This window comes from Halomonas sp. TH-94, from assembly GCF_057473365.1.
Window position 1 is genome coordinate 1 of record NZ_JBYCKL010000004.1, and the last position, 26,811, is coordinate 26,811.

Consider the following 26,811-nt stretch of genomic DNA (forward strand, 5'->3'; position numbering starts at 1 on the left):
AACAGCCCACCCGGTAGGTGCGGCCTGCTTGCTTCCGCGCGCGGCCCCGACACAGTAGTCGAAGCGGCTGCCCTTGGTAGCGCGGCGCGCCGGGCCCGCCGCGGACCCTGGTAGCCGCGATCCCGCCGAACTTGCCGACGAGGGCAGTGCAGCGGGGCGGGTGGGCAGACCACCGCCAGCCGCCGCGCCTCGGGCGCGCTCCACGCCCTGAGGAAAACCACTGCGTCCGCTGTAATCCGGGGTCCGTCCGGCTTGGTAAGCGTGACGCCGAGTCTGGTCCTGGGCGCAATAAAGGCTCACGGCCGTACTCGCTCCCACGGCCACCAGGGCTAGTTTCACGCTGCCCCGCCTGGGATGATCGCGGTCGGCCAAGAGGGCCAACAGCGCCGCCAGATCAAGAGCATCGCCTGCAGTGCGCACCCATAGCGCCGGTTTGGGATTGACGGTCAGCGCCCCGATACCAGTGGCAACGCCGCGTGCCCCGCAGATGCGCACGATGGCTTCCGCCCCCTCGACACCCAGCGCACGCGTCACGCTGCGCGGTGCCAGCAGCTGGTAGAGGCCCAGCCCGATGCCGATCCAGCCGAGTCCACGCGCCAGCTGGTCGCTTGGTTGCAATGAACTATTCCGATCGAGACTCATGTATTCACCTCCATGTCGGTTTGCTGCTTCCTGGCGCGAGTCGGTCAGGGCTTGAGTACCACCTTCACACAGCCGTCCTGCTTGTCGCGAAAGGTGTTGTACATTTCAGGGCCCTGCTCGAGCCCAGCGCTGTGCGTCACCACGAAGGAAGGGTCGATCTGGCCCTCCTCGATCAAGCGCAGCAGATCATCGGTCCAGCGTTTGACGTGGGTTTGCCCGGTCCGCACGGTCAGGCCCTTGTTCATCAGCGGCCCCATGGGCACCTTGTCGATCAAGCCGCCATACACCCCGGGAATCGAGAGAATGCCCGCCGGACGACAGACATAGATCATCTCGCGCAGCACGTGCGCGCGATCGCTCTCCAGCATCATCGCCTGTTTGAATCGGTCGTAAACGGAATCGAGCGAGCGCGGCACGTGGGACTCAAGCCCTACGGCGTCGATACATTTCTCCGGCCCTTTACCCTGGGTAAGTTCCTGCAGGCGCGAGAGCACACTCTCTTCATCGAAGTTGATCGCGATGGCTCCACCAGCCTCGGCCATGGCCAGGCGCTCGGGCACGTTGTCGATCATTACCACCTGCTTGGCACCCAGCAGTACGGCACTGCGCACGCAGAACTGACCGACCGGGCCGGCGCCCCAGATGGCCACCGTATCGGTGGGCTCGATGTCGCACTGCACCGCGGCCTGCCAGCCGGTGGGGAATATGTCGCCAAGGAAGAGGACCTGTTCGTCGGTGAGACTGTCAGGGACCTTTATATGGGTATTGTCGGCAAAGGGAACTCTGACGTATTCCGCCTGACCTCCGGCATAGCCGCCAGTGAGGTGCGAGTAGCCGAACAGGCCGGCACCGGCGTGACCGAATACCTTGTCGGCCAGCGCCTTGTTGCGGTTGGAGCGCTCACACACGGAGAAATTTCCGCGCCGACACTGATCGCATTCGCCGCAGGTAATGGTGAAGGGGACGACGACCCGATCGCCGACCTTGAGGTCTCGCGTATCGGAACCGACTTCCATCACCTCACCCATGAATTCATGACCCACCACATCGCCCGATTCCATGGCGGGGATGAAGTGGTGGAACAGGTGGAGGTCGGAGCCGCAAATGGCGCAGCTGCTCACATTGATGATGGCGTCACGAGGGTGCTCGATCTTGGGGTCGGGCACCGTCTCGTAGCGGATATCATTCTTGCCATGCCAACACAGCGCTTTCATGGACTCTCTCCCTGTTGTCCGAACGAAGGCTCTCTAACCACCATAGTTCAACCGAGTGAAGCGCCCGGTAAGGGAGTTGAGTGGCTGGGTAACGGACCTTATCCACACCGCTCGGCTGGGCCCAGCAGCGTGTGCAGCGCTACCGAAGCGGAGCGGTCGAGAGAAGAGTCACCGCCTGGTGTGTCAATCCTCCGCCAGTGAGGGCAACAGCGTCTTGAGCTTGCGTGTAAGGGTATTGCGGCCCCAGCCCAGCAGCTCGGCCGCCTCTCCCTTGCGCCCGCCGGTATGCTTGAGCGCGGTCTCGATGAGGATACGCTCGAAGTCCGGCACGGCTTCCTCCAGCAAATGGGTATGGCCCGCCGCCAGGGCCCGGTCGGCCCAGTCACGGAAGGCGGCACGCCAGTCGCCGTTGGTCACTTCGCCGCCTTCACCCTGGCGCAGCTCCGGCGGCAGATCCTCGACCAGAATCTCGCGCCCCGAAGCCATGACCGTCAGCCAGCGGCACGTGTTCTCCAATTGGCGCACGTTCCCCGGCCAGGGCAACCGGGTCAGATGGGCCTCGGCGTCCTTGGTCAGCACCTTGACGTCGGTGGAGAGCTCCTTGGCCGCCTCGGCCAGGAAGTGGCGCGCCAAGCGGGGAATGTCCTCGCGACGCTCGGCAAGCCTGGGCAAGTGAACGCGAATCACATTGAGGCGATGGAACAAGTCTTCGCGAAAACGGCCGTCCTCCACCAGGCGCTCCAGGTTCTGGTGGGTTGCAGCGATGATCCGCACATCCACCTTCACCGGTGTATGTCCGCCGACCCGATAGAACTCGCCGTCTGCCAGTACGCGCAGCAGACGCGTCTGGGTCTCGGCGGGCATGTCGCCGATCTCGTCGAGAAACAGCGTGCCGCCGTTGGCCTGCTCGAATCGCCCCTGCCGGCTCGCCGTGGCCCCGGTAAAGGCCCCCTTCTCGTGCCCGAACAGCTCGGACTCGATCAGATCACGGGGAATCGCCGCCATGTTCAGGGCAATGAACGGCTGAATGCCCCGCGGACTGTGCTGGTGCAGGGCACGCGCAACGCGCTCCTTGCCGGTACCCGACTCGCCATTGATGAGTACCGTGATGTGCGAGTGCGACAGGCGACCGATGGCCCGAAAGACCTCCTGCATGGCCGGCGCCTCGCCGATGATCTCGGCGTCCAGCCCCTCGGGCACGCTGACCGGGCGCTTGCGCTCGCGGGCATGGGCCACGGCGCGACGCACCAGGGCCAGCGCCTCGTCGACGTCGAACGGCTTGGGCAGATATTCGAAGGCGCCGCCCTGATAGGAGGCCACGGCGCTGTCGAGGTCGGAGTGGGCGGTCATCACGATGACCGGCAAGTCGGGATGCACTTCCCTGACGCGTGACATCAGGTCGAGGCCGTCGATCCCCGGCATCCGAATGTCGGTGACCAGTACATCGGGAGGATCGTCGAGAAGACGGCTTAACGCCACGTCGGCCCGGTCGATACATTCGACGTCGAGATCGGGCTGAGCCAGGGCGCGCTCCAGCACCCAGCGAATGGCGCGGTCATCATCGACCACCGCGACACGTGCGACATCAGTCATGGCGCCTCTCCAATGGAATAAGCAGACGGAATTCGGTATGACCGGGGCGGGAATCGCACTCGATAAGGCCCTGGTGCTGATGCAGAATGCCCTGGGCAATGGACAGTCCCAGTCCACTGCCGTCGGCACGCCCCGATACCATGGGATAGAAAAGGGTTTCCTGCAGGCTCTCGGGAACGCCGGGGCCGTTGTCGATCAGCGCCACCTCGCAGACAAGGCGATGGCGCTCGGCGCCCAGGGTGAACTGGCGACGCGCTCGTGTGCGCATCAGCAAGCTCGGCGCTGCGGTTTCGGCGCCGGTCATGGCTTCCACGGCATTACGCGCCACGTTGAGCACCGCCTGAATCATCTGAGCCTCGTCACCGGGGAAGTCGGGCAAGCTGGGATCGTAATCGCGCTCGACGGTCACGGTGGGCGTCTCAGCAATGAGCAGGGTACGGACGCGCTCCAGCACCTTGTGAATATTGAGCGGCTCGTGCCGTACCAGCTTGTTGGGGCCGAGCATGCTATCGACCAGGTCACGCAGCCGGTCGACTTCCTCGACGATGATACGAGTGAACTCCTGCAAGGCAGGGTCGTCCAGATCACGCTCCAGCAGTTGTGCAGCGCCGCGGATCCCACCGAGCGGATTCTTCACTTCATGTGCCAGGCCGCGCGACAGCACCTTGATCGCTTCCTGCCGATTGAGCAGGGCCTCCTCGCGGGAGATGCGCAGCAGCCGGTCGCGGGGCTCCATTTCCACCAGCAGCTCCTCGGTGGAGAGCGGCGTGACCGTATAGTCGATGGTGGTCGTCGCACCACCCAGCAGCGCCAGGCGCACCTCGCGCTGGGTGAAGGGGTGCTGTTCGTCACGCGCCTTGGCCAACACCTCACCCATGCCGTCGTCTTCAGCAAGCAAGGCCGCCAAACCGAGCCCCTTGACCCGACCCAGACTGACCGCCAGCAGGGCTTCGGCCGCCGGATTCATCCAGCTCAACCGCAGCTCCTGATCCAGCAACAGCACCGCCGTGGTGAGATGTTCCATCAGGCGTCGGTACATTTACGACCTTCCCTTGGTGAATGCATGGGAGCTGTGCGCGGCACTTGCCTCTTGTTGGCGCATGCGCCAACTACGCCGCGACTGTGCTACCCCGGGGCTGAACATACCAAGCAAGAAGTGCGCCAACCCGAAACGGCGCGGCGTGGCGCCGTTTCGGGGCGTATCCCGCTGCCGCTAATGCACCATATCAGTGCAACAGAAAGCATAACGCCACCCTGGGCAGCATCGCCACCACCCTTCATGGTGCATGACGGCACCCCATGCAGGCATGGGATCTATGAGCTGCACGAAACGGAGCAGAGAGCGCTCAGCTACCTCCCTGGGGCAGTACGCCATTGGCTCGCTGCACATGAAGACTTACCGGCGTCGTACGGTGCCTTACCTGACCTTGAGAATCGAGCAGCTCAGCCTGGAGCACGTAGTCGCCACGGGGAAGGTTGGTCAGCATGAAGACTCGGGTATGCATGGCGGTTTGACTGACCTGGCCGTCGATCAACAGCCGCACGCGGTGGTCGGGGCGCAGCTCGGGCTCGATGGCGAGCTCCACCTGCAGGTTTCCTGCATGACTGGCGGGGAGGTCGCCCCCATGCGCCGGCGAACGAATGCGAAAGGCATCGTAGGGCATGAAGGGCTGGCCCGGTCGCTGGCTCGCGCGCGGGGCGGCGCCCTCGACCCGAGGCGGCTCGGCCTGACGCCCCCCGACCTGCGCGGGGATGACGGTCAGCGGTGACAGTTCGACCGGCTCGCCGCCACGGTTGGGATCATCGGTGAAGACTACGTTGCCCTGGGCATCGGTGGTGCGATAGATGGTCGTGGCCAGTGCCGAATGCGCCACCAATAGCCCCAGCAGGCAAGACACGATCGGCTTGAGCATGGGCACATCCCTCGAGCGTTGTATCGCAACGGCCAGCCGAGGCCGGGCCTGTCGGAGTCGGCAAAAGGTAACCTAACGTTCCGCTCCAGTGTACGACAAAAAAGGGGCGCCGCGATGCGGAGCCCCTTGCTGGTGCCGGCTGGCGAGGCAAGCTCGTCCAGCCGTCCAGGCTGCGATATCAGCAGCTGTAGTACATGTCGAACTCGATCGGGTGCGTGGTCATGCGGATACGCTCGACGTCTTCCATCTTCAGCTCGATGTAGGCATCGATCATATCGTCGGTGAACACGCCGCCTTCGGTGAGGAACGCACGGTCAGCGTCCAGCGCCTCGAGCGCCTGATCCAGGCTGCTGGCGACGGTCGGCACCAGCTTGCCCTCTTCCGGCGGCAGGTCATAGAGGTTCTTGTCCATGGCATCGCCGGGGTGGATCTTGTTCTTGATGCCGTCGATACCGGCCATCAGCATGGCGGCGAAGGCCAGGTAGGGGTTGGCGGTCGGGTCGGGGAAGCGAGCCTCGACACGCTTGCCCTTCGGGCTCGCGGTGTACGGAATGCGGATGGACGCAGAGCGGTTACGGGCGCTGTAGGCCAGCATGACCGGCGCCTCGAAGCCCGGCACCAGACGCTTGTAGGAGTTGGTGGAAGCGTTGGTGAAAGCGTTCAGAGCACGGGCGTGCTTGATGATGCCGCCGATGTAGTAGAGCGCCATTTCGGACAGACCGGCGTACTGGTCGCCGGCGAACTGGTTCTGACCGTCCTTCCAGAAGGACTGGTGCACGTGCATTCCGCTGCCGTTGTCGCCGACCAGCGGCTTGGGCATGAAGGTAGCGGTCTTGCCGTAAGCGTGAGCCACGTTGTGGATCACGTACTTCATTTCCTGAACTTCGTCGGCCTTCTTCACCAGGGTGTTGAACTTGACGCCGATCTCGTTCTGGCCGGCGTTGGCGACCTCGTGGTGGTGCACTTCGACGGTCTGGCCAATGGCTTCCAGGGTGTTGCACATCGCGCCGCGAATATCGTGGAAGCTGTCGACCGGGGGAACCGGGAAGTAGCCGCCCTTGACGCGCGGACGGTGCGCCAGGTTGCCGCCTTCGACCTGACGGTCGGTAGACCAGGCACCCTCTTCGGAGGTGATCTTGTACATGGCGCCTTCGATATCGGCCTTCCAATGCACCTCGTCGAAGATGAAGAATTCGGGCTCCGGGCCGAAGAAGGCGGTATCGCCCAGGCCGGTAGACTGCAGGTAGGCCTCGGCACGCTTGGCGATGGAGCGCGGATCGCGCTCATAGCCCTGCATGGTGGCCGGCTCGATGATGTCGCAACGCACCACCAGGGTGGCATCTTCGGTGAACGGGTCGAGGAAAGCGGTACCGTCTTCCGGACGCAGGATCATGTCCGACTCGTTGATGCCCTTCCAGCCATGGATGGAGGAGCCGTCGAACATCTGGCCGTTCTCGAAGAACTCCTCGTTCACGTCACGGGCGGGAATGGTGACGTGCTGTTCCTTGCCCCGCGTATCGGTGAAACGCAGGTCTACCCACTTCACATCATGTTCTTCGATCAGGGCGAGAGTCTTGGCTGACATTGGTGTCCTCCGTTAGAGCTGTGGCTCGATTCGTTTGGCTGAAGTCCACTGCGCTGGTTCGTTCCAGCATGTGTTGTAGCACGTAGGCAACTCGACTGCCCACGTTCACCATGCACGAACATGGCGCTGGCCAACCTAATGCAGGTAGCGTGCCAATTTGCACCATCAACGCCCTCAATACTCCCAGGTTGCTGTATTCAAAAGACAATAGCCAATAATCCGAGTGCACCACGCTGTTGCGGAAATTTATTACGCAGCGTATCTGCGCCATCGAGAGGCAATTCGTGCACCATGAAAGAACACATATTTTAAATTTGCACCAAAATAGGACATCAAGACCTGCCCTTGGGGTCAGCCCTGACACGCTCCCGAAGGTTCTTCATGAGCCAAATGAGTGGAATACCTGCCGGTGCTCAGCTGCTCGAGCGGATGGGTGGCGTACCCGAAGACGATTGAGCCTGGCGGTTACTCCCTGCCAACTCGACTGTGCCCACCTTGCGGTGGGCACAGTGTTTTGCGTTCTGCCCCGGCATTGCCCGAGTAGCAGACATTCGCACCACATGCTCGCAACCGCTCGAGCAGGTCGCTCAGCGCTTCGCTGTCGAGCTGCGGGTCGAAGCCGCCGATACGCTCGAACCAATCCCGCGCCACCCAGAAGGTATCCCGAGTGGTGGCACGTGTGAGCCAGCTCCACCAGCGCTGTAGCCGCCCCCGGCGTTTGCGTCGCATGACGGCCGCATCACAGAGGAGGCCCCGCTCGTCAGCCGACAGGCTTTCACCCAACCACACCAGCTCATCGCGGGTCAGCGTTCCGGGAAACAGCAAGCGTTCACCCTGGCTGGCAGCGACGGCAGCGTTGAGTCGACTTCCCAGCAGGGGAGAAGTGGTCGACAGCAATCGTGCCTGGTGCCGATGGGCCAAGGGCGGAAGACGCCGATCTCCGGTATCGTCCACCAGCAGCACTTCATGGCTGCCCTTCCATTTGCTCGCCGCTTGTTCGACAGTGACCAGGTGGCGCGGCAACTTCGCACCTGCGGACCGGGCATCGATGAAGACGCTGGCTAAGGGCATCGAGCAGACTCCAGAGGACGGGGGTGAACCTCTCAGCGATAGGGTGAGTTACCCAGTGTGTTGATAAGTGTACAAAAGTATCTACGTGCACTTTCGCTCATTTTCCCCACCTCATCGTCATACGCACAGCCCAGTCGTCACCGAGCCAAGCATCATTCCGTCCGCGCCTTGTGCATGGGAGCATGCCGGTACACAGGCCTGATACGCGCCATATCGCCAGGTTGTGCTATTCCCCAACCACCGATATCTGTACAATGCGCCACCACCCCCCTACCCCGCGCCTAGGGTACGTCCTTTCGATGTGTACATAGGTGCGTTCCCGTTGATGAGTCACACCTTATGAACACAGCTGTAACCCCCTCTCGTATCGAGAGTCTGCGCAATATTGCCATCATCGCTCACGTCGACCACGGCAAGACCACCTTGGTCGACAAGCTCCTGAGCCAGTCCGGCACGCTCGATCGCAAGGCCGAAGGGCAGGAGCGGGTCATGGACTCCAATGACCAGGAAAAAGAGCGCGGCATCACCATCCTGGCCAAGAACACCGCGATTCGTTGGCAGGACGGCAATGGCCGCGACTACCACATCAACATCGTCGACACCCCTGGACACGCCGACTTCGGCGGCGAAGTGGAGCGCGTGATGTCGATGGTGGATTCGGTGCTGCTGCTGGTGGACGCCGTCGACGGCCCCATGCCGCAGACCCGCTTCGTGACCCAGAAGGCATTCGCCCAGGGCCTCAGGCCGATCGTGGTGGTCAACAAGATCGACCGCCCCGGCGCCCGCCCCGACTGGGTCATCGACCAGATCTTCGATCTGTTCGACAACCTCGGCGCCAGCGACGAGCAGCTCGACTTCCCGATCATCTACTGCTCGGCCCTCAACGGTATTGCCGGGATGGATCCGGAAGCGCTGGCCGAGGACATGACGCCGATGTTCCAGGCCATCGTCGACATCGTCGAGCCGCCGGCCGTCGAACTCGACGGACCGTTCCAGATGCAGATCTCGGCGCTGGACTACTCCAGCTACGTGGGCGTCATCGGCCTGGGTCGCATCAAGCGTGGCTCGGTGAAACCCAACCAGCAGATCGTGGTGATCGGCACCGACGGCAATACCCGCAAGGGCAAGGTCGGCCAGGTGATGACCCACATGGGTCTCGAGCGCGTGCAGACCGAGCTGGCCACCGCCGGCGACATCGTCTGCATCACCGGGGTCGACGAGCTCTCGATTTCCGACACCCTGTGCGACCCGGCCGCCGTCGAGGCGCTGCCGCCGCTGTCGGTGGACGAGCCCACGGTCTCCATGACCTTCCAGGTCAACGACTCGCCCTTCGCCGGCCGTGACGGCAAGTACGTCACCAGCCGCAACATCAAGGATCGTCTCGACCAGGAGCTGATCCACAACGTGGCGCTGCGGGTCGAGCAGGGCGAAAGCCCCGAGAAGTTCAAGGTTTCCGGCCGCGGCGAGCTGCACCTCTCGGTGCTGATCGAAACCATGCGCCGCGAAGGCTTCGAGCTGGCGGTGGGCCGCCCCGAGGTGATCATCAAGGAGATCGACGGCATCAAGCAGGAGCCGTACGAAGAGGTGATCATCGACTGCGAGGAGCAGCATCAGGGTGCCATCATGGAGGAGCTCGGCTACCGCAAGGGCGAGCTGACCAACATGAACCCCGACGGCAAGGGCCGCGTGCGCCTGGACTTCATCATCCCGGCGCGTGGCCTGATCGGCTTCCGCGGTCAGTTCCTGACCCTGACCTCGGGCACCGGCATCCTCACCAGCCGCTTCGACCACTACGGTGCGCTCAAGCCCGACGCCGGCATCGAGCGTCGCAACGGCGTACTGGTTTCGATGGTCGACGGCAAGGCGCTGGCCTATGCGCTTTATGCGCTGCAGGAGCGCGGCAAGCTGATCATCGACCACGGCACCGAGGTCTATGAAGGCATGCTGGTGGGTATCCACAACCGTGCCAACGATCTGGTGGTCAACCCCACCAAGGGCAAGAAGCTCGACAACATGCGCGCCTCGGGCAACGACGAGAACATCGTACTGACCCCGCCGGTGAAGTTCAGCCTGGAGCAGGCCATCGAGTTCCTCGACTCCGACGAACTGGTGGAAGTCACGCCCAACCACATACGCCTGCGCAAGAAGTTCCTCAAGGAGCACGAGCGCAAGCGCTCCAAGAAGTAACCCGCCCCCGCGGACACGAACCGGCGCCAGCCCCCTGGCGCCGGTTTTTTTTGGGCTCACCACGCTGCCGCTTCGCTCTTGCAGGTCCGATTCTTGGCATTTCGCGCTGCCAGAACCTAGGTTGAGTTTGACTGCAAGCGACTTCGGGAGTGAAACGAGACGATGTGCAAGCTCTGCAAAGCGCGCGCTGGCGCGACACGCCGCGACTTTCTCAAAGGCACCCTGGCGGCGGGAGCCGGCGCCATGGCGGGCGGCGGCCTGCTCGCTTCCGCCAGCGCCTCCACCCACGCCGACGAAGCCCGCAGCGGCATGCCGGCGCACAGCGGCGAGGCCGGGCGACGTGTGCTGATCCGTGGCGGCCACGTACTCTCCATGGATGACAGCGTGGGTGACTTCGAGCGCGGCGACGTGCTGATCGAAGGCAGCCGCATCGTCGCCGTCGGCCCAGAACTGGACGCAGGCGATGCCGAGGTGATCGATGCCGCGGGCCGCATCGTCATGCCGGGATTCATCGACACTCATCACCACCTGTTCGAAACGGCCCTGCGCAGCTTCCTCGCCGACGGCATCATGTTCGACGACGGCACGCCGGAAGGCTCGACCAACTACATGGATCACATCCTCGGCAAGCTGGCGCCGGTATATCGTCCCGAGGACGTCTACATCAACGAGCTGTTCGGCTCGCTCAGTCAGCTCGACGCCGGGGTGACCACGGTGATGGACACCAGCCAGATCCATCACAGCCCCGAGCACTCCGATGCCGCCATCGAGGCCTTGCGCGACAGCGTTCGTCGCAGCGTCTTCGGCTACTTCGAAGGCCAGGGCGAGGATGCCCAGTACCCGCAGGATGCGCGGCGCATACGCGAGCAGTACTTCGCCACCGGCGAAGGGCTCTCGGCCGATGGGCTGATGACCATGGTGATGGGCGGCGAGATCTACCTGCCCGACCACGAGACGGCCTGGGCGCTGGCCCACGAGCTGGACCTGCCGCTGGCCTATCACGTGGTCGGCAGTCTCGGCATGGCCGAGACCTTCGACGAGCTGGCGGCGAGCGGGAAGATCGAGGAAAACCACATCCTGATCCATATGACGGGAATGAGCGACATGGCCTGGCAGGCGGTTCACGATGCCGGGGCCCACGTATCGCTGGCAGTACCCATCGAGATGACCATGCGCCACGGCACGCCGCCGCTGATGAAGACATCGGAGCTGGGAATACTGCCTTCGCTTTCCAGCGACGTGGAGTGCACCATGACCGCCGACTTCTTCACCCAGATGCGCTCGACGCTGACGCTGCAGCGCATGTTCGTCAACGAACTGGCGCTGCAGGGCCAGGAAGAGCGGCCGGCACTGCTGACGTCACGCGAGGTGATCCGCTACGCCACCCTGGGGGGCGCCAGGGGCCTGAAGCTGGAACATCGGGTAGGCTCGCTGACCCCGGGCAAGGAGGCGGACATCATCCTGCTCGACGCCGAAGCGATCAACGTAGCGCCGCTCAACAACGTGCCCGGCGCGGTGGTGACCCTGATGGAGCGCAGCAACGTCGAAACGGTGCTGGTTGCCGGTCGCGTTCGCAAATGGCGCGGCCAACTGCAGGGGGCTGACATCCCGCGGCTGCGCGACGAGCTGACCGCATCGCGGGACTACCTGTTCGAAACCGCCGGCGTGGACCGTCGAATGTTCGACTGAAGGCACATGCAGGCAGGCGCGGCACAGGAAATTGCGCTCTGCGCCCCCTGCCCTAGACTGGTTTCAAGCGCTTCGAACCGAACAGGCCGGGCGCCTTCATGATCCTGCCCCCGACAAAGGATAACCGCCATGAATGGACTCGCCCTGAAGCCACTCTGCTTGGGCACGGCCCTTGCCGCCCTATTCACCGCCTCCACCGTGAGCGCCGAGCCTCTCGGGATGGAGGCCGACCAGGCAGTCCTCGATGCCGCTGAGCGCCACGAAGCGCCGCTGCTCGAAACGCTCGAAACCCTGGTCAACATCGATTCGGGTACCACTCATGAGCCGGGGCTGGCCGAGGTCGAGGCGATCCTCGACGAGCGGCTACGCGAGCTCGGTGCCGAGGTCGAGACCCACCCCTCCGAGGAGCTCGGCGGCAATACTCTGGTCGGTACTCTTCAGGGCAGCGGCGAACGCAACCTCATGCTGATGATCCATTACGACACCGTATTCGGCGAGGGCACCGCGGCAGAACGGCCGTTTCGCACCGAGGATGGTCGCGCCTTCGGTCCCGGCGTGGGCGACGCCAAGGGCGGCGTGGCGATCATCCTGCACAGCCTGGACATACTGCATGAGTTGGAATATGACGGTTACGGCACGCTGACGGTGGTGTTCAATCCCGACGAAGAGCAAGGCTCTTTGGGTTCGCGCGATCTCATTTCGCAGCTCGCCGCCGAACAGGATGCGGTGCTGGTCTTCGAGCCGACCCTGGGCGAGGACGGCATGGACACGGTCACCACCGTGACCAAGGGCATCAACTATGCCTTCCTCGAAGTTTCCGGGCGCGCCTCGCATGCCGGCAGTGCCCCGGAAGAGGGGCGCAACGCTGTGATGGAGCTTGCCCACCAACTGCTGCAACTCAACGAACTCGGCGACCCCGACAAGGAAACGACCCTCAACTGGACGGTGGTCGAGGGTGGCGGCACCCGCAACATCATCCCCGAGCGTGCCCGCGCCGAGGGCGACATGCGCTACTTCGAAGCCGATGAGTACGAGCGGGTAGACGAGGAGGCCAATGAGATCATCGCCAACCGACTGATCGAAGATACTGAGGTGGAATTCCGCCTGGAGCGCGGGCGCCCGCCGCTCCCCGAAAATGCGCAAACCCAGGAACTAGCCGAGAGGGCCAAGGCGATCTACGCCGAGCTCGGCCTCGAGCTGGGGGCTGTCGAAATCGGTGGTGGCACCGATGCCGCCTACGCCTATCAGCCCGATGCGGAGCGCCCTGCCGTGCTCGAGTCGCTGGGCCTGGTGGGTGGCCGCTACCACAGCAGCGACGAATTCGTCGAACTGCATAGCATCGTACCACGCCTTTACTTGGCAACACGGTTGATCATGGAGCTAGCCGAGGAAGCCCCCTGAGCGGGACACCGTGGCCACCCACCGGGCATGCCCACCACATGGTGGGCTTTTTCTTGCCCATGTCCCTGAGCGGCTACGCTTCTCACTAGGCTATCGAAAACATCATTGCAGGAGGCTGTATGCACAAGCATGTAGAATGGGACGCCCCCGGCGGCGACAGCGTCATGAGCCATCATGCAAGAACGCCTGCCGGTTACTCCGACCCCGGCCCGGGCGACATCCTCTCGGCCCGTTACCAGGGTCTGGTGGTCAGAGTGAAGGTCGAGGCCTACGTAAACGGCACCAGTATCGGGCAAGTGGTCGCACTGATCGAGCCGCAAAGCGGCCGGCGGCGCAAGCTGGTGGGCAAGCTGGCCCTGGGCGACACGGTGAGACTGCCGGACGAATGTCGCGCCTTCGAATCGCGACCGGCCGACATCGACGCGCAAGACGAAGAGCCGCAGTGACTTCCATGATCCCGCGGCCCCGTCACCTGCCGCTCCCAACGCAACCTTAACGCTTTACCGCTGGTCACGAAGCGTGGTTCTGTCGCACAGTGTACGCGCTCACCGAGCGGCCCTAACGAACGGCCCGCGGTAGCGACCCAAGCGGGCTCACAAGGCCACAAGACGAGTTTTCGGAAACACCATGAGTACGCACAACGTCTGGACACACAAGGGCACCTTCCTGCTGGCTGCCGTCGGCTCGGCGGTGGGACTCGGCAACCTGTGGCGCTTCCCCTATCTGACCGGCGAAAACGGCGGTGGAGCCTTCATTCTGGTCTATGCCCTGACCATTTTTGCCGTCGGCATCCCCATCTTGATCGCCGAGACCATGCTCGGCCGTGCCAGCCGCAGAAGCCCGATCATGGGCATGCGCTTCCTCACCCGCACCCACAAGACCTCGCGGGCCTGGGAGTCGATCGGCTGGCTGGGCGGTGCCGCCGCCTTCCTGATCCTCAGCTTCTACTCGGTGATTGCCGGCTGGGCGATTCACTACACCTGGCAGATGCTCACCGGCTCGCTGGTCGGCGCCGACGCCGCCACCATCGGAGCCGGCTTCGATGCGCTACTGGCCTCGCCGGGCCTGCTCACGCTCTACCACACCCTGTTCATCATCGCCTCGGGGCTGATCGTCGGTATGGGCATCCACAAGGGCATCGAGAGCGGCCTGCGCATCATGATGCCGGCGCTGTTCGTGATCCTGCTGGTGGTGCTCGCCTATGGTATCGCCAACGGCGATTTCGCCGCCGCGGCCAGCTTCCTGTTCACCTTCAATCTGGCAGACCTAAGCCTCGAAGGCTGGCTGCAGGCCATGGGGCAGTCGTTTTTCACCCTGAGCCTCGGCATGGGCGCGATCATGGCCTACGGCGCCTATATGTCCAGCGAGGTGTCGCTCAGCCGCACCGCCTTCGCCGTGGCCTTCGTCGACACCGCCGTGGCCATGGTGGCCGGCCTGGCGATCTTCTCGCTGGTGTTCGGCGCCGGGCTCGATGCGGGCGCCGGACCCGGCCTGATGTTCGTCACCCTGCCGCTGGCCTTCGCCGAAATGCCCTTCGGTGCGCTTATCGGCGGGGTGTTCTTCATTCTCGTGCTGGGGGCTGCCATCAGCTCCTCGATCTCGCTGATCGAGCCGGTGGCCGCCTTCCTCGTCGAACGCTTCGACCTCACCCGCCCCCAGGCAGTGTTCGCCATGGTGGTGGCCAGCTGGGCGCTGGGCCTGCTCACGGTGGTCAGCTTCAACACCTGGGCCGAGGCCAGCCCCTTCCACGCCCTGTTCGGTCGCAGCGCCTTCGACTTCATCGAGCTGCTGACCAATATCTTCATGCCGCTGGGCGGACTGCTCATTGCACTGTTCGCCGGCTGGGCGCTGACCCACTCCGAAGTCATGAAGGAGATGCGCACCAGCGAGACCTGGTTTAACGTGTGGCGCTTTCTGGTGCGCTTCGTGGCACCCGCCGCGGTGGCCTTCGTATTCCTGCGCACCATGCCGCAGGTAGAGGGCTATCTGGTGCCGGCCATCGGCGCCCTGGTGATCGTCGGCGCCTTCGCCGCCGGCCGCACCTTCCTGGTGGAAAACAGCCAGGAACAGTAACGACGCACTAAACGTTGCCGCCCGGCCTCGCGCCATACGCAGGGCCCGGGTGCATAACAAAGCTATAAAAACGTGCAGGAACCAACATGCCATCCATCATCGACGTCAGGCACGTCTACAAGGCCTTTGGCGGCCTGAAGGTCATCAATGATTGCTCGATCCAGGTCGAGAAAGGCTCCATCACAGGCTTGATCGGTCCCAACGGGGCCGGCAAGTCGACCCTTTTCAACATCATTGCCGGCGCCCTTCCGCTCGACAGCGGCCAGATCCTGCTCGACGGCGAGGACATCACCAACCGCCCCGCCAACGAGCTGTTCCACAAGGGCCTGCTGCGCACCTTCCAGATCGCCCATGAGTTCTCCCACATGACGGCGCTGGAGAACCTGATGATGGTGCCGCCGAAGCAGTCGGGAGAGAGCCTGTTCGACGCCTGGCTCAAGCCGGGAGCGGTACGCCGCGAGGAGGCCGAGGTGCGTCGTCGCGCCCTCGAGGTGATCGACTTCATCGGCCTTCACCACGTACGCAACGAGCTGGCCGGCAACCTCTCTGGCGGCCAGAAAAAACTGCTCGAGCTCGGGCGTACCATGATGACCGATGCCCGGGTGGTTCTGCTCGACGAGATCGCCGCCGGGGTCAACCGCACCCTGCTGGGTGACCTGGTGAGCAACATCGAGCGACTCAATCGCGAGATGGGCTACACCTTCCTGGTCATCGAGCACGACATGGAGATGATCTCGCGGCTGTGCGATCCGGTCATCGTGCTGGCCCAGGGCAGCGTGATGGTCGAGGGCACCATCGAAGAAATTCAGAACAACCCCCAAGTGATCGAGGCCTATTTCGGCTCCAACGTCGCCTGAGGCATGCCGGCACCCTTGCCGGCAACGGCCGGCCCCGGCCGGAATGAACCGACAAGAAGAACAGTAACGACAGCGCAGAGATTCCAAGATGCCACTACTCGAAGCACGCGACGTGCACGGCGGCTACGGCGGCATGAACATCCTCAACGGGGTGAACATGTCGGTCGAAGCCGACGAGATCGGCGTGATCGTCGGCCCCAACGGGGCCGGCAAGTCGACCATGCTCAAGGCCATTTTCGGCCTGCTCACCGTCAGCCAGGGCGAAATCCTGCTGCGCGGCGAGCCGATCCACAACCTGCCGCCCAACAAGCTGGTCCAGCGGGGCATGGGCTTCGTGCCCCAGGAGAAGAACGTCTTTCCCAGTCTTTCCGTGAAAGAGAACCTGGAAATGGGCGCCTTCCTCAAGCCGGGCAACGTCAAGCGCATGCTCAAGCAGGTCTACGAATTCTTCCCCCCGCTTTACGACAAGCGCCACCAGCCCGCCGGCGAGCTCTCCGGCGGACAGCGGCAGATGGTTGCCATGGGCCGAGCGCTGATGGCCGAACCCGAGATGCTGCTGCTCGACGAGCCCACCGCCGGCCTGTCACCGCTCTACATGAACGAGATCTTCGAGCGCGTGAAGGAGATCAATGCGGCCGGCGTCGGCATCCTCATGGTCGAGCAGAACGCCAAGCAGGCCCTGGCCATCGCCGACAAGGGCTTCGTGCTCGCCGCCGGCAAGAATCGCTTCACCGATACCGGCGCAGCCCTGCTCGCCGACCCGGAAGTGGCCAAGAGTTTCCTGGGCGGTTGAGCCCGGAGCCCGTACTGGAGAGCAAGTCGTGAACGAACTGGTTTTCTTCATCAACAACGTGATCATCGCCGGCAGCGTCACCGGCTCGATCTACGCCATAGGCGCCATCGGCGTGACGCTGGTCTTCAGCATCATGCGCTTCGCCCACTTCGCCCATGCCGACATGATGACATTCGGCGCCTTCATGGTGCTGCTGCTGACCCTGGCCTTCCCCGGCGTAGGCGGCGTGGTGGGCCTGCCCACCCCCGTGGTCATGCTGCCGCTGGCCATGATCCTCACCGCCGCCCTTGCCGTGGGCATCGACAAGGTCTTCTACAAGCCGCTGCGCGCCCACGGGGTCAAGCCCATCGTCATCGTGATCGGCTCGCTGGGCGTCACCCTGATGCTGCAAGGCCTGATCCGTCTGTTTGCCGGCACCAGCGCCCAGAACATGTACCTGGCCGGTGAGCGCAAGGAGATCTACCGCCTCGACGTGCCGTTCGAGCTGGCCACCCGCCCCATCATCGTCACCGAGCCGCAGATCATCCTGTTCATCCTGACCATCGCCTGCGTGGTGGGGCTGCACCTGTTCCTCAACCGCACCCGCCTCGGCAAGGCAATGCGCGCCATGTCCGACAACCCCGATCTGGCGCGGGCCTCGGGCATCAATACCAACTACATCGTCTCGGTAACCTGGGTCATCGCCGGTAGCCTGGCCGCGATCGCCGGCACGTTGCTGTCGCTCGACGTAACCTTCAAGCCCGACCTGAGCTTCTTCCTGCTGCTGCCGATCTTTGCCGCCGCCATCGTCGGCGGGGTGGGTCACCCTTACGGCGCCATCGCCGGAGGCTTCGTGGTGGGCTTCGCCGAAACCCTGGCGGTGTTCAACTGGTCGGTGATGCTGCGGCCGATCCAGCACCTGTTCCCAGAGTGGATCGAGATACCGCGCAACCTCGCCTTAGTCGGCACCGAATACAAGATCGTGGTGCCTTTCTTCATCCTGGTGGCGATTCTGGTGTGGCGCCCCACCGGCATCTTCAAGGGTAAGGTGATCTGATGAGCACTCAACGTACCGAACGCCGAGAAGACATCGTTGCCGCCCCGGCACGTTTCCCGCTACGTGAAATCGTTCTGTTCGGCGCCCTGCTGGCGGTGATCCTCACCATCTACATGATGATGGGCTCGGCTTACAGCACCCGCATGCTGGTGGAAGCCTCCTGCTATGCCATCCTTGCCCTGGGCTTGACTATCCAGTGGGGCTACGCCGGTCAGTTCAATGCCGGTGTGATGGGCTTCGTTGCCCTGGGCGGCTTTTCCGCCATGCTCTTCAGCGTACCGGTCAACGACGCCTTCTGGGGCACCGAGCTGCCCGGCGAGCTGGGCCGGGTGTTGCTGTACGGCGTGGCGGCCGCCGTGCTGGTGTATGGCGCCTCCAAGCTCGACCGTATCGGCGTGCCCAGGAAGCTGCGTACGGTGATCGCCGTCATTCTCGCCGTGGTGCTGTATATGGTAGTGATCAGCATGCTGCGAAGCGTGACCGGTGAGATCCAGTCCCGCGCCGGCTTCATCGGCGGCTTCGGCCTGCCCGCCTGGACCGGCTGGATAGTCGGCGGGGCGTTGGCCGGCGCCGTCGGCTACTTCATCGGCCATATCTGCTTGGGGCTGCGCAGCGACTACCTGGCCATCGCCACCCTCGGCATCGCCGAGATCATCAAGGCCTTCCTCAAGAACTCCGACTGGCTCACCCGCGGCACCGCCACGGTCTCGCCGCTGCCTTGGCCCACGCCGGGCCCCAGCGAGCTAGGCTTCACCCTGGCCCGGGCGCTCTACCTCTCGGTCACGGCGGCCATGATCGCGGTGATCTTCTTCCTGCTGCACCGGGCCTATCACGCCCCTTGGGGCCGCATGATCCGCGCCATTCGCGACAATGAAGTCTCCGCTTCGGCCATGGGCAAGGACATCAACAGGCGCCGCCTGGAGATCTTCGTCCTGGGCTGTATCCTGATGGGCATCGGCGGGGGCGCTCTGGCTTCGTTCAACAGCCTGTTCGACCCCAACGGCTACCTGCCGCTCAATCACACCTTCCTGGTGCTGGTCATGGTGATCCTGGGCGGGCCGGGCAACAACCTGGGTACCATCTTCGGCGCGGTGGCGGTGTATATCATCTGGCTGATGTCGGAACCGCTGGCACTGTTCCTGATGCAGGGCGCCGTGTACATCGGCGAGGGCTGGTTCGGCTGGCAGCCGCCGGGCAACCTGGACAGCCGCGCACTGCAGGCCCGGGTGTTCGTGATCGGTCTGCTCATCACGCTGGTGCTGCGCTTCGCACCGAATGGCTTGCTCCCTGAAAAAGTGAAACACCACGGTTAGAGAGGAAATCTTCGTCCAATAAGAAAGGCCTCGGCAATGCCGAGGCCTTTCAGTTTGCGGTCAGACCGAAGCGATGCTTAGAGGTCGACCAGCCCCTTGCTGACGAAGGCGCCGTCTTCCACCACCATTTCCACTACCACGCCCGGTACGTCGCCGTTGTCGTCGAACTCGTGGGTGCCGGAGGCGCCCTCGTAGTTGATCTCGGTACCGGCTGCGATCAGCTCCACCGCCTTTTCCCATTCGCCCGGCAGGATCACTTCGCCCGGCTCGGAGGAAACGCTGCGCAGGGCCTCGGAGAGACCTTCACGCTCGGCGCTGCCGTTTTGCTCGATGGCCAGGGCCAGCAGGAAGGCGGCATCGTAGGCCTGGGCCGCGAACACCGCGCTGGGGTCGAAGCCGGCTTCTTCGGCGGCTTCACTGAAGATATCGGTACCCGGCAGTTCAGGGCTGCCCGGGCGCGTGGCGATCATGCCTTCGAGCACATCCGCACCCACCGCTTCGACCAGCGATGCACCGACCATGCCGTCGGCACCGGCGTACTGGGTGAACATGCCACCTTCATACGCCTGGCGCAGGATGGTCTGGCCCGAGCCGTCGGCATAGGCGAGCACCACCAGGGTTTCGGCACCGCTGGCGGAAAGCGAACCCAGCTCGGAACGGTAGTCGGCGCGGCCGTCTTCGTGAGCCACATTTTCAGCGACCACACCGCCGCCGGCTTCGAAGGCTTCACTGAAGGCATCCGACAGGCCACGGCCGTAATCGTTGTTGACGTAGGTGACCGCCACCTCGTCGAAGCCCTTGTCGAGCATCAGCTTGGCCAGGATCTCGCCCTGGTAGGCATCCGAAGGCACGGTACGGAATACCAGATCGTTATCGTCCAGCTCGGTGACCGCCGGCGCCGTAGAAGCCGGAGACACCATTACCACCCCACCGGGAATGGCAGCACTGTTGGCCGCGGCCACGGTGGCACCGGTACACAGCGCACCGACGATGGCTGTGACGTTCTCGGTATTGACCATGCGGTCCGCTGCGTTGGAAGCCGCCGAGGCATCGCTACAGGTGGTGTCGGCGTTAGGCATGACCAGCGTCTGGCCGCCGAGGATACCGCCCTGGTCGTTGATCTGTTGCACCGCCAGCCGCGCACCGTCGTAGATCGGGGGAGTCAGGCTCTCGATGGGGCCGGTAAAGCCGCCGATGAAGCCGATCTTCACTTCCGCCTGCGCCGCGCCTGCGAATGCCACGCCGGACGCTGCGATTGCCATCGCTAGAACGCTTTTCTTCATGGTTGTTCTTCTCACTTTGGTTGGTTACGCCTGGTTGATTACGTCTGGTTACCAAGGATAGGCACCCCCTAAATCTGGAAGCCTCCGAGGCAAAACACAAGCCCCCTATACCAACGTTTGTCTCTGGTTTTCATCGCAGCGATGCGCCTGCCTATCAACCCGAGACAGCATGCACACGGGGGACGCAGTCCGGCGACCTTCACCTATACTGAATTTCCCGCCCCAGCCTTACAATAGGAGCCCTCCATGCGCCCTGCTTCCTTACCTTTTGCGCTGCTGACCGCCTTCGGCCTTGCCAGCGGGGCCCACGCTTACGCCGCTCCCGGCAGCCAAGTGGTCTATGAGATCGGCGATGAGACGTTCGAAGGTTATTACGCCGCCGCCCACGGCGACGCCAGCGGCACGGTGCTGATCGTGCATGACTGGAACGGACTGGATGACTATGAACGCCAGCGCGCCGACATGCTGGCCGAGCTGGGCTACGACGCCTTTGCCGTCGACCTGTTCGGCCAGGGCAATCGCCCCGAGACCACCGAAGCCCGACAGGAAGCCACCCGCGCTCTCTATTCCGACCGCGAGCGCATGCGTGAGCTGACCCTGGCCGGGTTGGCCGAGGCGCGTGAGCAAGGCGCTGCCGAGAGTGTCGTCATCATGGGATATTGCTTCGGTGGCGCAGTGGCCATGGAAATCGCCCGTTCGGGCGAAGCCGATGACGTGGTCGGCTACACCAGCTTCCACGGCGGCGTGGCCACCCCGGAAGGCCAGGAGTGGCCCGAAGAGGTGCCGCCGCTGCTGATCGCCCACGGCGGTGCCGATAACAGTGTCACCATGGAAGACGTGGCCGCCCTGGTCGAGGAACTCGAAGCCATCGAGGCCACCTACGAGGTCCAGGTCTATTCCGGCGCTCCCCACGGCTTTACGGTGTTCGACGACGACCGCTATCAGCAGCGCGCCGACGAGAAGTCCTGGGCAGCCTTCCAACGCTTTCTCGCGGAGGTGCTATGACCCGGCACTACCGGCCCCTGGCCCTGACCGAGCTGAGCGGCAGCCATCATGAGATCGGCGCCCAGCACGGCCGCATTCATGGCGACCTGATCCAGCACGGTATCGACGTCTACGGGCGGCTGTTCCACGATTTCGTGGGCATCCGCTGGAAAGAAGCACGCGACCGCGCATGCCATTTCGAGGCGCAGATCGCCCAAGGTTTTCCCGCCATTCTCGAAGAGATGAACGGTATCGCCTGGGGTGCCGGGGTCGACTTCATCGACATTCTGACGCTCAACTGCCGCAGCGAAATCGCCCTGACTCAGGCCAGCGGGGGTTGCTCGGCCTTCTCTCTGCAGCGTCGAGGCCGGCAGTGGCTGGCACAGAACTGGGATTGGCGCAGCGACCAGCTCGACAACGTGGTGGCACTACATATTCGGGGCGACGAGAGTCCTGGGTTGATCAGCATCGGCGAGGCCGGCATGGTGGGCAAGGTGGGGCTGAACGATCGGGGCATCGGCGTGTGTCTCAATGCCATTCGCTCGCAAACCTGCGGCGCCGGCCTGCCCATCCACATCGCCCTGCGCAAGATCCTGGAGAGCCCCGACTGGGAGAGCGCTCTCGCCGTGGCGACCCACGACCGGGTCTGCTCGCCCGCGCATTTCCTGCTTGCCAGCGCTCAGATCGGCAACGAGGGGGGCCAAGCCATTGGGCTAGAGGTACAGCCGGGCGAACCGGGGCGCATCGCGCCAAGCAGCGGCATCGTCACCCATACCAACCATCTCTACGCCGAGGGCACGCCCTGTCCGGTACAGGATTTTCCCCGCATCGACTCCCACCCGCGGCTGTGTCGCCTCGATGCCCTGCTTCATGACGAACTGTCCGCCGATGCCGAGCTCGACGAGGCGCGCCTCTTCGACGTACTCAGTGACCATCACGGGGCACCGCTCTCGATCTGCCGTCACTTCAACCCCGAACAGCCCGCCGAAGAACGCATGGAAACCCTGTTTTCGGTGGTCATGAACCTGAGCGAACGGCGCTTGACCCTGCGTCACGGCAAGCCCTGCCAAAGCGAAGACAGCCTTAGCGTCACACTGGCTTGAAACGCGCAAGCTGATCGCAAGGCACGATCTCGGCCAGCTCACTTTTCAGGTAGCGCTCGGAAGTGAGCAGAAACGAACGCCGGAACAGATCGTGCCGGGCCTCCTCACGATTCAGCTGCAGCAGCTCCAGCTCTTCTTGCGTGTAATAGGAATCGTGGCGCGGATACTCCCGGGCCAAGCGCACCGAACCCGAGGTGGCATCGAATATCTGCAGCGCAGGGCGGCTATTCCGAGCGGCGGCATTGAAACGGTTTGGCATGGCGACCTCCCTTGGCGGCCTCAATGATAACAATTATCATTATCCGCAAATCTAGGCGAGGTCCTGACCTCTGTCAATTAACAAAAAGAAAAATCATTCTCAATTGCTTTCCCCCGTTGCCGCCCAATCCCTCCGCTGATAAAAATCAATTCTCATTCTCACCATGGAGAGGCATCGTGAAGACCCTGCTAATTGCACTGCTCGCCAGCCTGATTACCGCGACAGCCGTCGCCGACTCGAATCCCGCCCATTTCAAGGGGGAGCCCGCCGAGACCCTGAACCAGGCAATGGCAAATTTCTCAGAATACAACCAGCGGCTGGCCGAATTGCTCGCCCAGGACGAGCTCGACATCGCCGACCTCGGCACCATTCACGAGCTGACCTACACCTTGGAAAACGCCCTGGAAAAAATTCAGGAGGAGGTCAATGCCATGGCCGAGGCCCTGGAGGAGGTGCATCTGGGCTCCGAAACCGGCGATTTCGAACGGGTGAACAGCAACGGCGCCATCTACCTCGAAGCCGCCCAGGCGCTGGCGCCGGCGCACTGACCGTATAGCGTCGACCGGCTCGGCACGACACCTAGCCGGCCAGCGCTTCTTCCACCACGGTTCGCGCTTCAGCGCTCATGGGCAGCTGCAGCGCGAGCTCATGGGCACGCGGCGACATCTTCTTCCAGGTCATCTGAACGATACGCACCAGATGATCATGCTCCACCTGCTTGGAAAAATCGGCGAAGTAGTTCTCGAGGAAAACCAGACAGGCGCAGTCTTCCACCGCTTGGGTACCGGGGTCGCGGCCCAGGCCCTGCTTACGGATCATCCGCGAGACTTCGGCAGCCTCTTCGGCTGAATAGCCTGCCGCTTCCATTACCTGTGCCGTGGTTTCGCCGGCTCGCTTGCCCTGGTCGCGGCGCCAGGTGAGATAACCCACGCGCCCTTCCGGATACTCGCTGCGCGGCACCAGCCAGCGCTGTAAATGCTGCGAGCGCACCGCAATCTGCACCAGTTCGCCGGGGGCCTCGACGACGCGCTCCAGCCAGGCACTCATGCGTCCTGCATGCCACAGTTCATGAGGCAGGACGCGACCATCCGCTTCCACCTGGCGTGGGTCCTCTGCATGCAGAGCATCCAGCTCGGCCATTGCGCGCTGGAACGATGTTTGATCTGACATGGGTTAATCCTTGCAAGTCATTATGGCCACAGCATACCGCATCGGGACATCCGGCCGACAAACGAATCCGTTGACCTACGTCATGGAGACGAAGTGGTAAGTCACTGAATTTCAACTAGCTTGATTAAATACCATCATACGCCACGGAGAGGTAATTCCATGAAATACGTCACAGTGACCCTTCTCGCCGCCCTGCTCACGCTGGGCCTTGCCCATGCCCAGGAAGAGAGACAGGAAGATGAGCTCGTCGAGCAGCTCGAACAGTCACAAGGTCAGCCCATCGACACGCTGAAGCAAGCGGTCGATGCCCTGGAGCTACGTAACGACTTACTCGAAGTCCTGCTCAGCAAGGATGAGCTGACCGAAGGCGACATGGCCATTATCCAGCAGCTCACCGAAACCATCGATAACGCCCTGGTCAAGATCGAAGAAGAGCTCGGCATCATGCGTGAGCAGGTACAGGAAGTGAACGAAGGGGCGGAGAGCCAGGAACAGGAGCGCATTCGCGAGAGCGGCCAGGAGTATCTGGATCGTATCAAGACCCTGATGCAGTAAGGGCTAGGTCGATTGACCGTGCCATGAGAGACGAATCCCCGAGGGCAGGCGCCATCGGGGATTTTTAACCTCAGGCGATCAGCACGGCAGCATGCGCCCCTTGCGGGGAAAGCCCCGGCCTCGGCATGATACAGAGCCCACCCAGACCCGGAGCCTGCATGTCGTTCTTCTCTCGCCTCAAAGAAGTCGCCTCCCCCGCCATCGGCCTGGGCTGCATGAACCTTTCCCACGGCTACGGCAACCCGGTACCCGAGGCCGAAGCGCTACGCGCCCTCGGAGAAGCCTTCGAGATGGGCTATCGCCACTTCGATACCGCCACCCTTTACGGCGCCACCACCAACGAAACAGTGGTAGGCAAGGCGCTGGCGGGCAAGCGCGACGAAATACTGCTGGCCAGCAAGTGCGGCATGGCCATGGACCCCGACCTTGGCAAGAAAGTAATCGATGGGCGCCCCGAAACGCTTCGCCGCCAGTGCGAGGCGAGCCTCAAGCGCCTGCGAACCGACCACCTGGACCTCTACTACCTGCACCGGTTGGACCGCAAGGTACCCATCGAAGAGAGCGTCGGCGCCCTGGCGCGACTGGTGGAAGAAGGCAAGATACGCGCCATCGGGCTCTCCGAAATCTCCGCCGCCACCCTGCGCCGCGCCAGGACCGAGCACCCCATTGCCGCGGTGCAGTCCGAATACTCGCTGTGGACCCGCAACCCCGAAATCGCCCTGCTCGACGCCTGCCGTGAAGCGAACACGGCGCTTGTTGCCTTCAGCCCGCTGGGCCGCGGCTTTTTGGCCGGCGCCGTAACCGCCACCACTCAGCTCACCGAGAACGACGTGCGCCTCGGCATGCCACGCTTCAGCGCCGACAACCTACCGCGCAACCTGCGCCAGCTGGAAAAACTTCAGGCCATCGCCAGCGAGCAGGAAGTGACTACCGGCCAGCTCGCCCTCGCCTGGCTCACCGCGCAGGGCGACGACGTGATCCCCATCCCCGGCAGCCGCTCCGTCGCGCACATGCGCGAAAACCTCGCGGCGGAAAGCCTGCGCCTGGACGCCGCCACGCTGGAGCGGCTTACTGCTCTACTGACGCCGGAACAGGTCGCCGGCGCCCGCTACAGCGAAGCGCTACAGGCGGAGATCGATACGGAGGAGTTTGGGGGGTAGTAATAGGCTCATTGGATGCGACTCTATTATTGAGCTGCACCCTGGACAGGTTGTTACTCCCCGCTCACGCGGGGATCGGATCCCGATCAGCGAGGTGGCCGCGAAAGACGACGGTTTATCCCCGCTCCCGCGGGGATCGGGACAACCTGGATGCCTCGACGCTCTACAACGCCGGTTTATCCCCGCTCCCGCGGGGATCGGTAGCGCTTGTTCGCCCGAGTGCCGGCGGCGAGCGGTTTATCCCCGCTCCCGCGGGGATCGGTGCTGTGATGCGGTCGCTCATTGGTTCGGTTTCGGTTTATCCCCGCTCCCGCGGGGATCGGAGCGATGGAGCGAGTAGCCTGGAGTGGGCCGGCGGTTTATCCCCGCTCCCGCGGGGATCGGTCGCCACGACGGCGCACGAGGCCAGGAAGTACCGGTTTATCCCCGCTCCCGCGGGGATCGGTTGTTCTTTGCTAAAGCCGTAATCGACCGCAGCGGTTAATCCCCGCTCCCGCGGGGATCGGGATGATGTCGGGTTCGTTCATGTCTGCCCCGTCGGTTAATCCCCGCTCCCGCGGGGATCGGCACTCCATGACCGGTTTGCCGTCGATGACGACCGGTTAATCCCCGCTCCCGCGGGGATCGGGCCCCCGGCGTTGATGGCGTCGATCAATACGGCGGTTAATCCCCGCTCCCGCGGGGATCGGACGCCGTTTGCCCTGGAGCTGCTCGAGGCCGACGGTTAATCCCCGCTCCCGCGGGGATCGGGATGACGGCCCTGAACCATGCGCAACGGCTGACGGTTAATCCCCGCTCCCGCGGGGATCGGGCGTGGCGCGGAATGCTGTAGAGACCAGCTTTCGGTTAATCCCCGCTCCCGCGGGGATCGGGCGATCAGCTCGGCTGGACGTTCGTACTCAACCGGTTAATCCCCGCTCCCGCGGGGAT

The 26,811-nt window shown here is 63.5% G+C and carries 24 protein-coding genes and 1 CRISPR repeat array; of the genes, 14 read left to right on the forward strand and 10 right to left on the reverse strand.

The window, feature by feature from the left end:
• The 7 genes from AC2VNO_RS00635 to AC2VNO_RS00665 form a co-directional block, all read right to left on the reverse strand.
• On the reverse strand, positions 1–618 hold a 618-nt coding region (locus tag AC2VNO_RS00635), incomplete at its 3' end, for a hypothetical protein (protein WP_486932333.1).
• A gap of 68 nt (positions 619–686) precedes the next feature.
• Positions 687–1,856, reverse strand: coding sequence for a zinc-dependent alcohol dehydrogenase (locus AC2VNO_RS00640; protein WP_228575865.1), 1,170 nt, complete (start codon positions 1,854–1,856; stop codon positions 687–689).
• A gap of 183 nt (positions 1,857–2,039) precedes the next feature.
• Positions 2,040–3,449, reverse strand: coding sequence for a nitrogen regulation protein NR(I) (gene ntrC / locus AC2VNO_RS00645; protein ID WP_486932334.1), 1,410 nt, complete (start codon positions 3,447–3,449; stop codon positions 2,040–2,042).
• Positions 3,442–4,488 carry a nitrogen regulation protein NR(II) gene (gene glnL / locus AC2VNO_RS00650; protein ID WP_486932335.1) on the reverse strand — a complete coding sequence of 349 codons (1,047 nt, stop codon included), beginning with the start codon at positions 4,486–4,488 and terminating at the stop codon, positions 3,442–3,444. The genes ntrC and glnL overlap by 8 nt, the downstream gene beginning before the upstream one ends.
• A gap of 307 nt (positions 4,489–4,795) precedes the next feature.
• A complete protein-coding gene (locus tag AC2VNO_RS00655; protein ID WP_486932336.1) occupies positions 4,796–5,362 on the reverse strand; it encodes a DUF4124 domain-containing protein in 567 nt (188 codons plus the stop codon).
• Between the two features lie 178 nt (positions 5,363–5,540).
• Positions 5,541–6,947 carry a glutamate--ammonia ligase gene (glnA, locus tag AC2VNO_RS00660; protein ID WP_486932337.1) on the reverse strand — a complete coding sequence of 469 codons (1,407 nt, stop codon included), beginning with the start codon at positions 6,945–6,947 and terminating at the stop codon, positions 5,541–5,543.
• Positions 6,948–7,412: 465 nt separating this feature from the next.
• Positions 7,413–8,018 (reverse strand): glycosyltransferase family protein, encoded by a 606-nt coding sequence (locus AC2VNO_RS00665; protein WP_486932338.1) that lies wholly within the window; start codon positions 8,016–8,018, stop codon positions 7,413–7,415.
• Between the two features lie 339 nt (positions 8,019–8,357).
• Between AC2VNO_RS00665 and typA the strand changes: the two genes are divergently transcribed.
• From typA to AC2VNO_RS00710, 9 genes are all read left to right on the forward strand, one after another.
• Entirely contained in the window at positions 8,358–10,205 is a 1,848-nt protein-coding gene (typA, locus tag AC2VNO_RS00670; RefSeq protein ID WP_228575854.1) for a translational GTPase TypA, read from the forward strand.
• Positions 10,206–10,367: 162 nt separating this feature from the next.
• Positions 10,368–11,894, forward strand: coding sequence for an amidohydrolase family protein (locus AC2VNO_RS00675; protein ID WP_486932339.1), 1,527 nt, complete (start codon positions 10,368–10,370; stop codon positions 11,892–11,894).
• A gap of 129 nt (positions 11,895–12,023) precedes the next feature.
• Positions 12,024–13,295 carry a glutamate carboxypeptidase gene (locus tag AC2VNO_RS00680; protein ID WP_486932340.1) on the forward strand — a complete coding sequence of 424 codons (1,272 nt, stop codon included), beginning with the start codon at positions 12,024–12,026 and terminating at the stop codon, positions 13,293–13,295.
• Between the two features lie 119 nt (positions 13,296–13,414).
• The gene (locus tag AC2VNO_RS00685) at positions 13,415–13,741 is read left to right on the forward strand and encodes a hypothetical protein (RefSeq protein WP_486932341.1); all 327 of its coding nucleotides are present in this window, start codon (positions 13,415–13,417) and stop codon (positions 13,739–13,741) included.
• Between the two features lie 181 nt (positions 13,742–13,922).
• Positions 13,923–15,368 carry a sodium-dependent transporter gene (locus AC2VNO_RS00690; RefSeq protein WP_486932342.1) on the forward strand — a complete coding sequence of 482 codons (1,446 nt, stop codon included), beginning with the start codon at positions 13,923–13,925 and terminating at the stop codon, positions 15,366–15,368.
• Between the two features lie 86 nt (positions 15,369–15,454).
• Positions 15,455–16,225: an ABC transporter ATP-binding protein gene (locus tag AC2VNO_RS00695; RefSeq protein ID WP_486932343.1), complete on the forward strand. Its 771-nt coding sequence runs from the start codon at positions 15,455–15,457 to the stop codon at positions 16,223–16,225.
• A gap of 88 nt (positions 16,226–16,313) precedes the next feature.
• Positions 16,314–17,018: an ABC transporter ATP-binding protein gene (locus tag AC2VNO_RS00700; RefSeq protein WP_486932344.1), complete on the forward strand. Its 705-nt coding sequence runs from the start codon at positions 16,314–16,316 to the stop codon at positions 17,016–17,018.
• A 28-nt stretch (positions 17,019–17,046) separates the two neighbouring features.
• A complete protein-coding gene (locus AC2VNO_RS00705) occupies positions 17,047–18,054 on the forward strand; it encodes a branched-chain amino acid ABC transporter permease (protein ID WP_486932345.1) in 1,008 nt (335 codons plus the stop codon).
• Positions 18,054–19,367 (forward strand): branched-chain amino acid ABC transporter permease, encoded by a 1,314-nt coding sequence (locus AC2VNO_RS00710; RefSeq protein ID WP_486932346.1) that lies wholly within the window; start codon positions 18,054–18,056, stop codon positions 19,365–19,367. Before AC2VNO_RS00705 ends, AC2VNO_RS00710 begins: the two co-directional genes overlap by 1 nt.
• Positions 19,368–19,444: 77 nt before the next feature.
• Here the strand turns inward: AC2VNO_RS00710 and AC2VNO_RS00715 are convergent, their stop codons facing one another.
• The gene (locus AC2VNO_RS00715) at positions 19,445–20,650 is read right to left on the reverse strand and encodes an ABC transporter substrate-binding protein (protein ID WP_486932347.1); all 1,206 of its coding nucleotides are present in this window, start codon (positions 20,648–20,650) and stop codon (positions 19,445–19,447) included.
• 246 nt (positions 20,651–20,896) lie between these two features.
• Between AC2VNO_RS00715 and AC2VNO_RS00720 the strand changes: the two genes are divergently transcribed.
• Together AC2VNO_RS00720 and AC2VNO_RS00725 are read left to right on the forward strand one after the other, a co-directional pair.
• On the forward strand, positions 20,897–21,655 hold the full coding sequence (locus AC2VNO_RS00720; protein WP_486932348.1) for a dienelactone hydrolase family protein: 759 nt from the start codon (positions 20,897–20,899) through the stop codon (positions 21,653–21,655).
• Positions 21,652–22,737 (forward strand): C45 family autoproteolytic acyltransferase/hydrolase, encoded by a 1,086-nt coding sequence (locus tag AC2VNO_RS00725; protein WP_486932349.1) that lies wholly within the window; start codon positions 21,652–21,654, stop codon positions 22,735–22,737. The genes AC2VNO_RS00720 and AC2VNO_RS00725 overlap by 4 nt, the downstream gene beginning before the upstream one ends.
• Here the strand turns inward: AC2VNO_RS00725 and AC2VNO_RS00730 are convergent.
• Complete coding sequence (locus AC2VNO_RS00730; RefSeq protein ID WP_486932350.1) at positions 22,724–22,996, reverse strand: hypothetical protein; 273 nt, start codon at positions 22,994–22,996, stop codon at positions 22,724–22,726. The genes AC2VNO_RS00725 and AC2VNO_RS00730 overlap by 14 nt on opposite strands.
• A gap of 176 nt (positions 22,997–23,172) precedes the next feature.
• Between AC2VNO_RS00730 and AC2VNO_RS00735 the strand changes: the two genes are divergently transcribed.
• Entirely contained in the window at positions 23,173–23,544 is a 372-nt protein-coding gene (locus AC2VNO_RS00735) for a DUF6746 family protein (RefSeq protein ID WP_486932351.1), read from the forward strand.
• Positions 23,545–23,575: 31 nt separating this feature from the next.
• Here the strand turns inward: AC2VNO_RS00735 and AC2VNO_RS00740 are convergent, their stop codons facing one another.
• Positions 23,576–24,166 (reverse strand): DUF4202 domain-containing protein, encoded by a 591-nt coding sequence (locus AC2VNO_RS00740; protein ID WP_228575825.1) that lies wholly within the window; start codon positions 24,164–24,166, stop codon positions 23,576–23,578.
• A 159-nt stretch (positions 24,167–24,325) separates the two neighbouring features.
• On the opposite strand from AC2VNO_RS00740, the gene AC2VNO_RS00745 reads away from it, so the two are divergent.
• Together AC2VNO_RS00745 and AC2VNO_RS00750 are read left to right on the forward strand one after the other, a co-directional pair.
• Positions 24,326–24,721 (forward strand): DUF6746 family protein, encoded by a 396-nt coding sequence (locus AC2VNO_RS00745; RefSeq protein ID WP_486932352.1) that lies wholly within the window; start codon positions 24,326–24,328, stop codon positions 24,719–24,721.
• 158 nt (positions 24,722–24,879) lie between these two features.
• Positions 24,880–25,881, forward strand: a complete 1,002-nt coding sequence (locus AC2VNO_RS00750; protein ID WP_486932353.1) for an aldo/keto reductase — start codon at positions 24,880–24,882, stop codon at positions 25,879–25,881.
• A gap of 50 nt (positions 25,882–25,931) precedes the next feature.
• A CRISPR array of direct repeats spans positions 25,932–26,753; the repeat unit is 29 nt; unit sequence CGGTTAATCCCCGCTCCCGCGGGGATCGG.
• Positions 26,754–26,811: the final 58 nt, after the last annotated feature.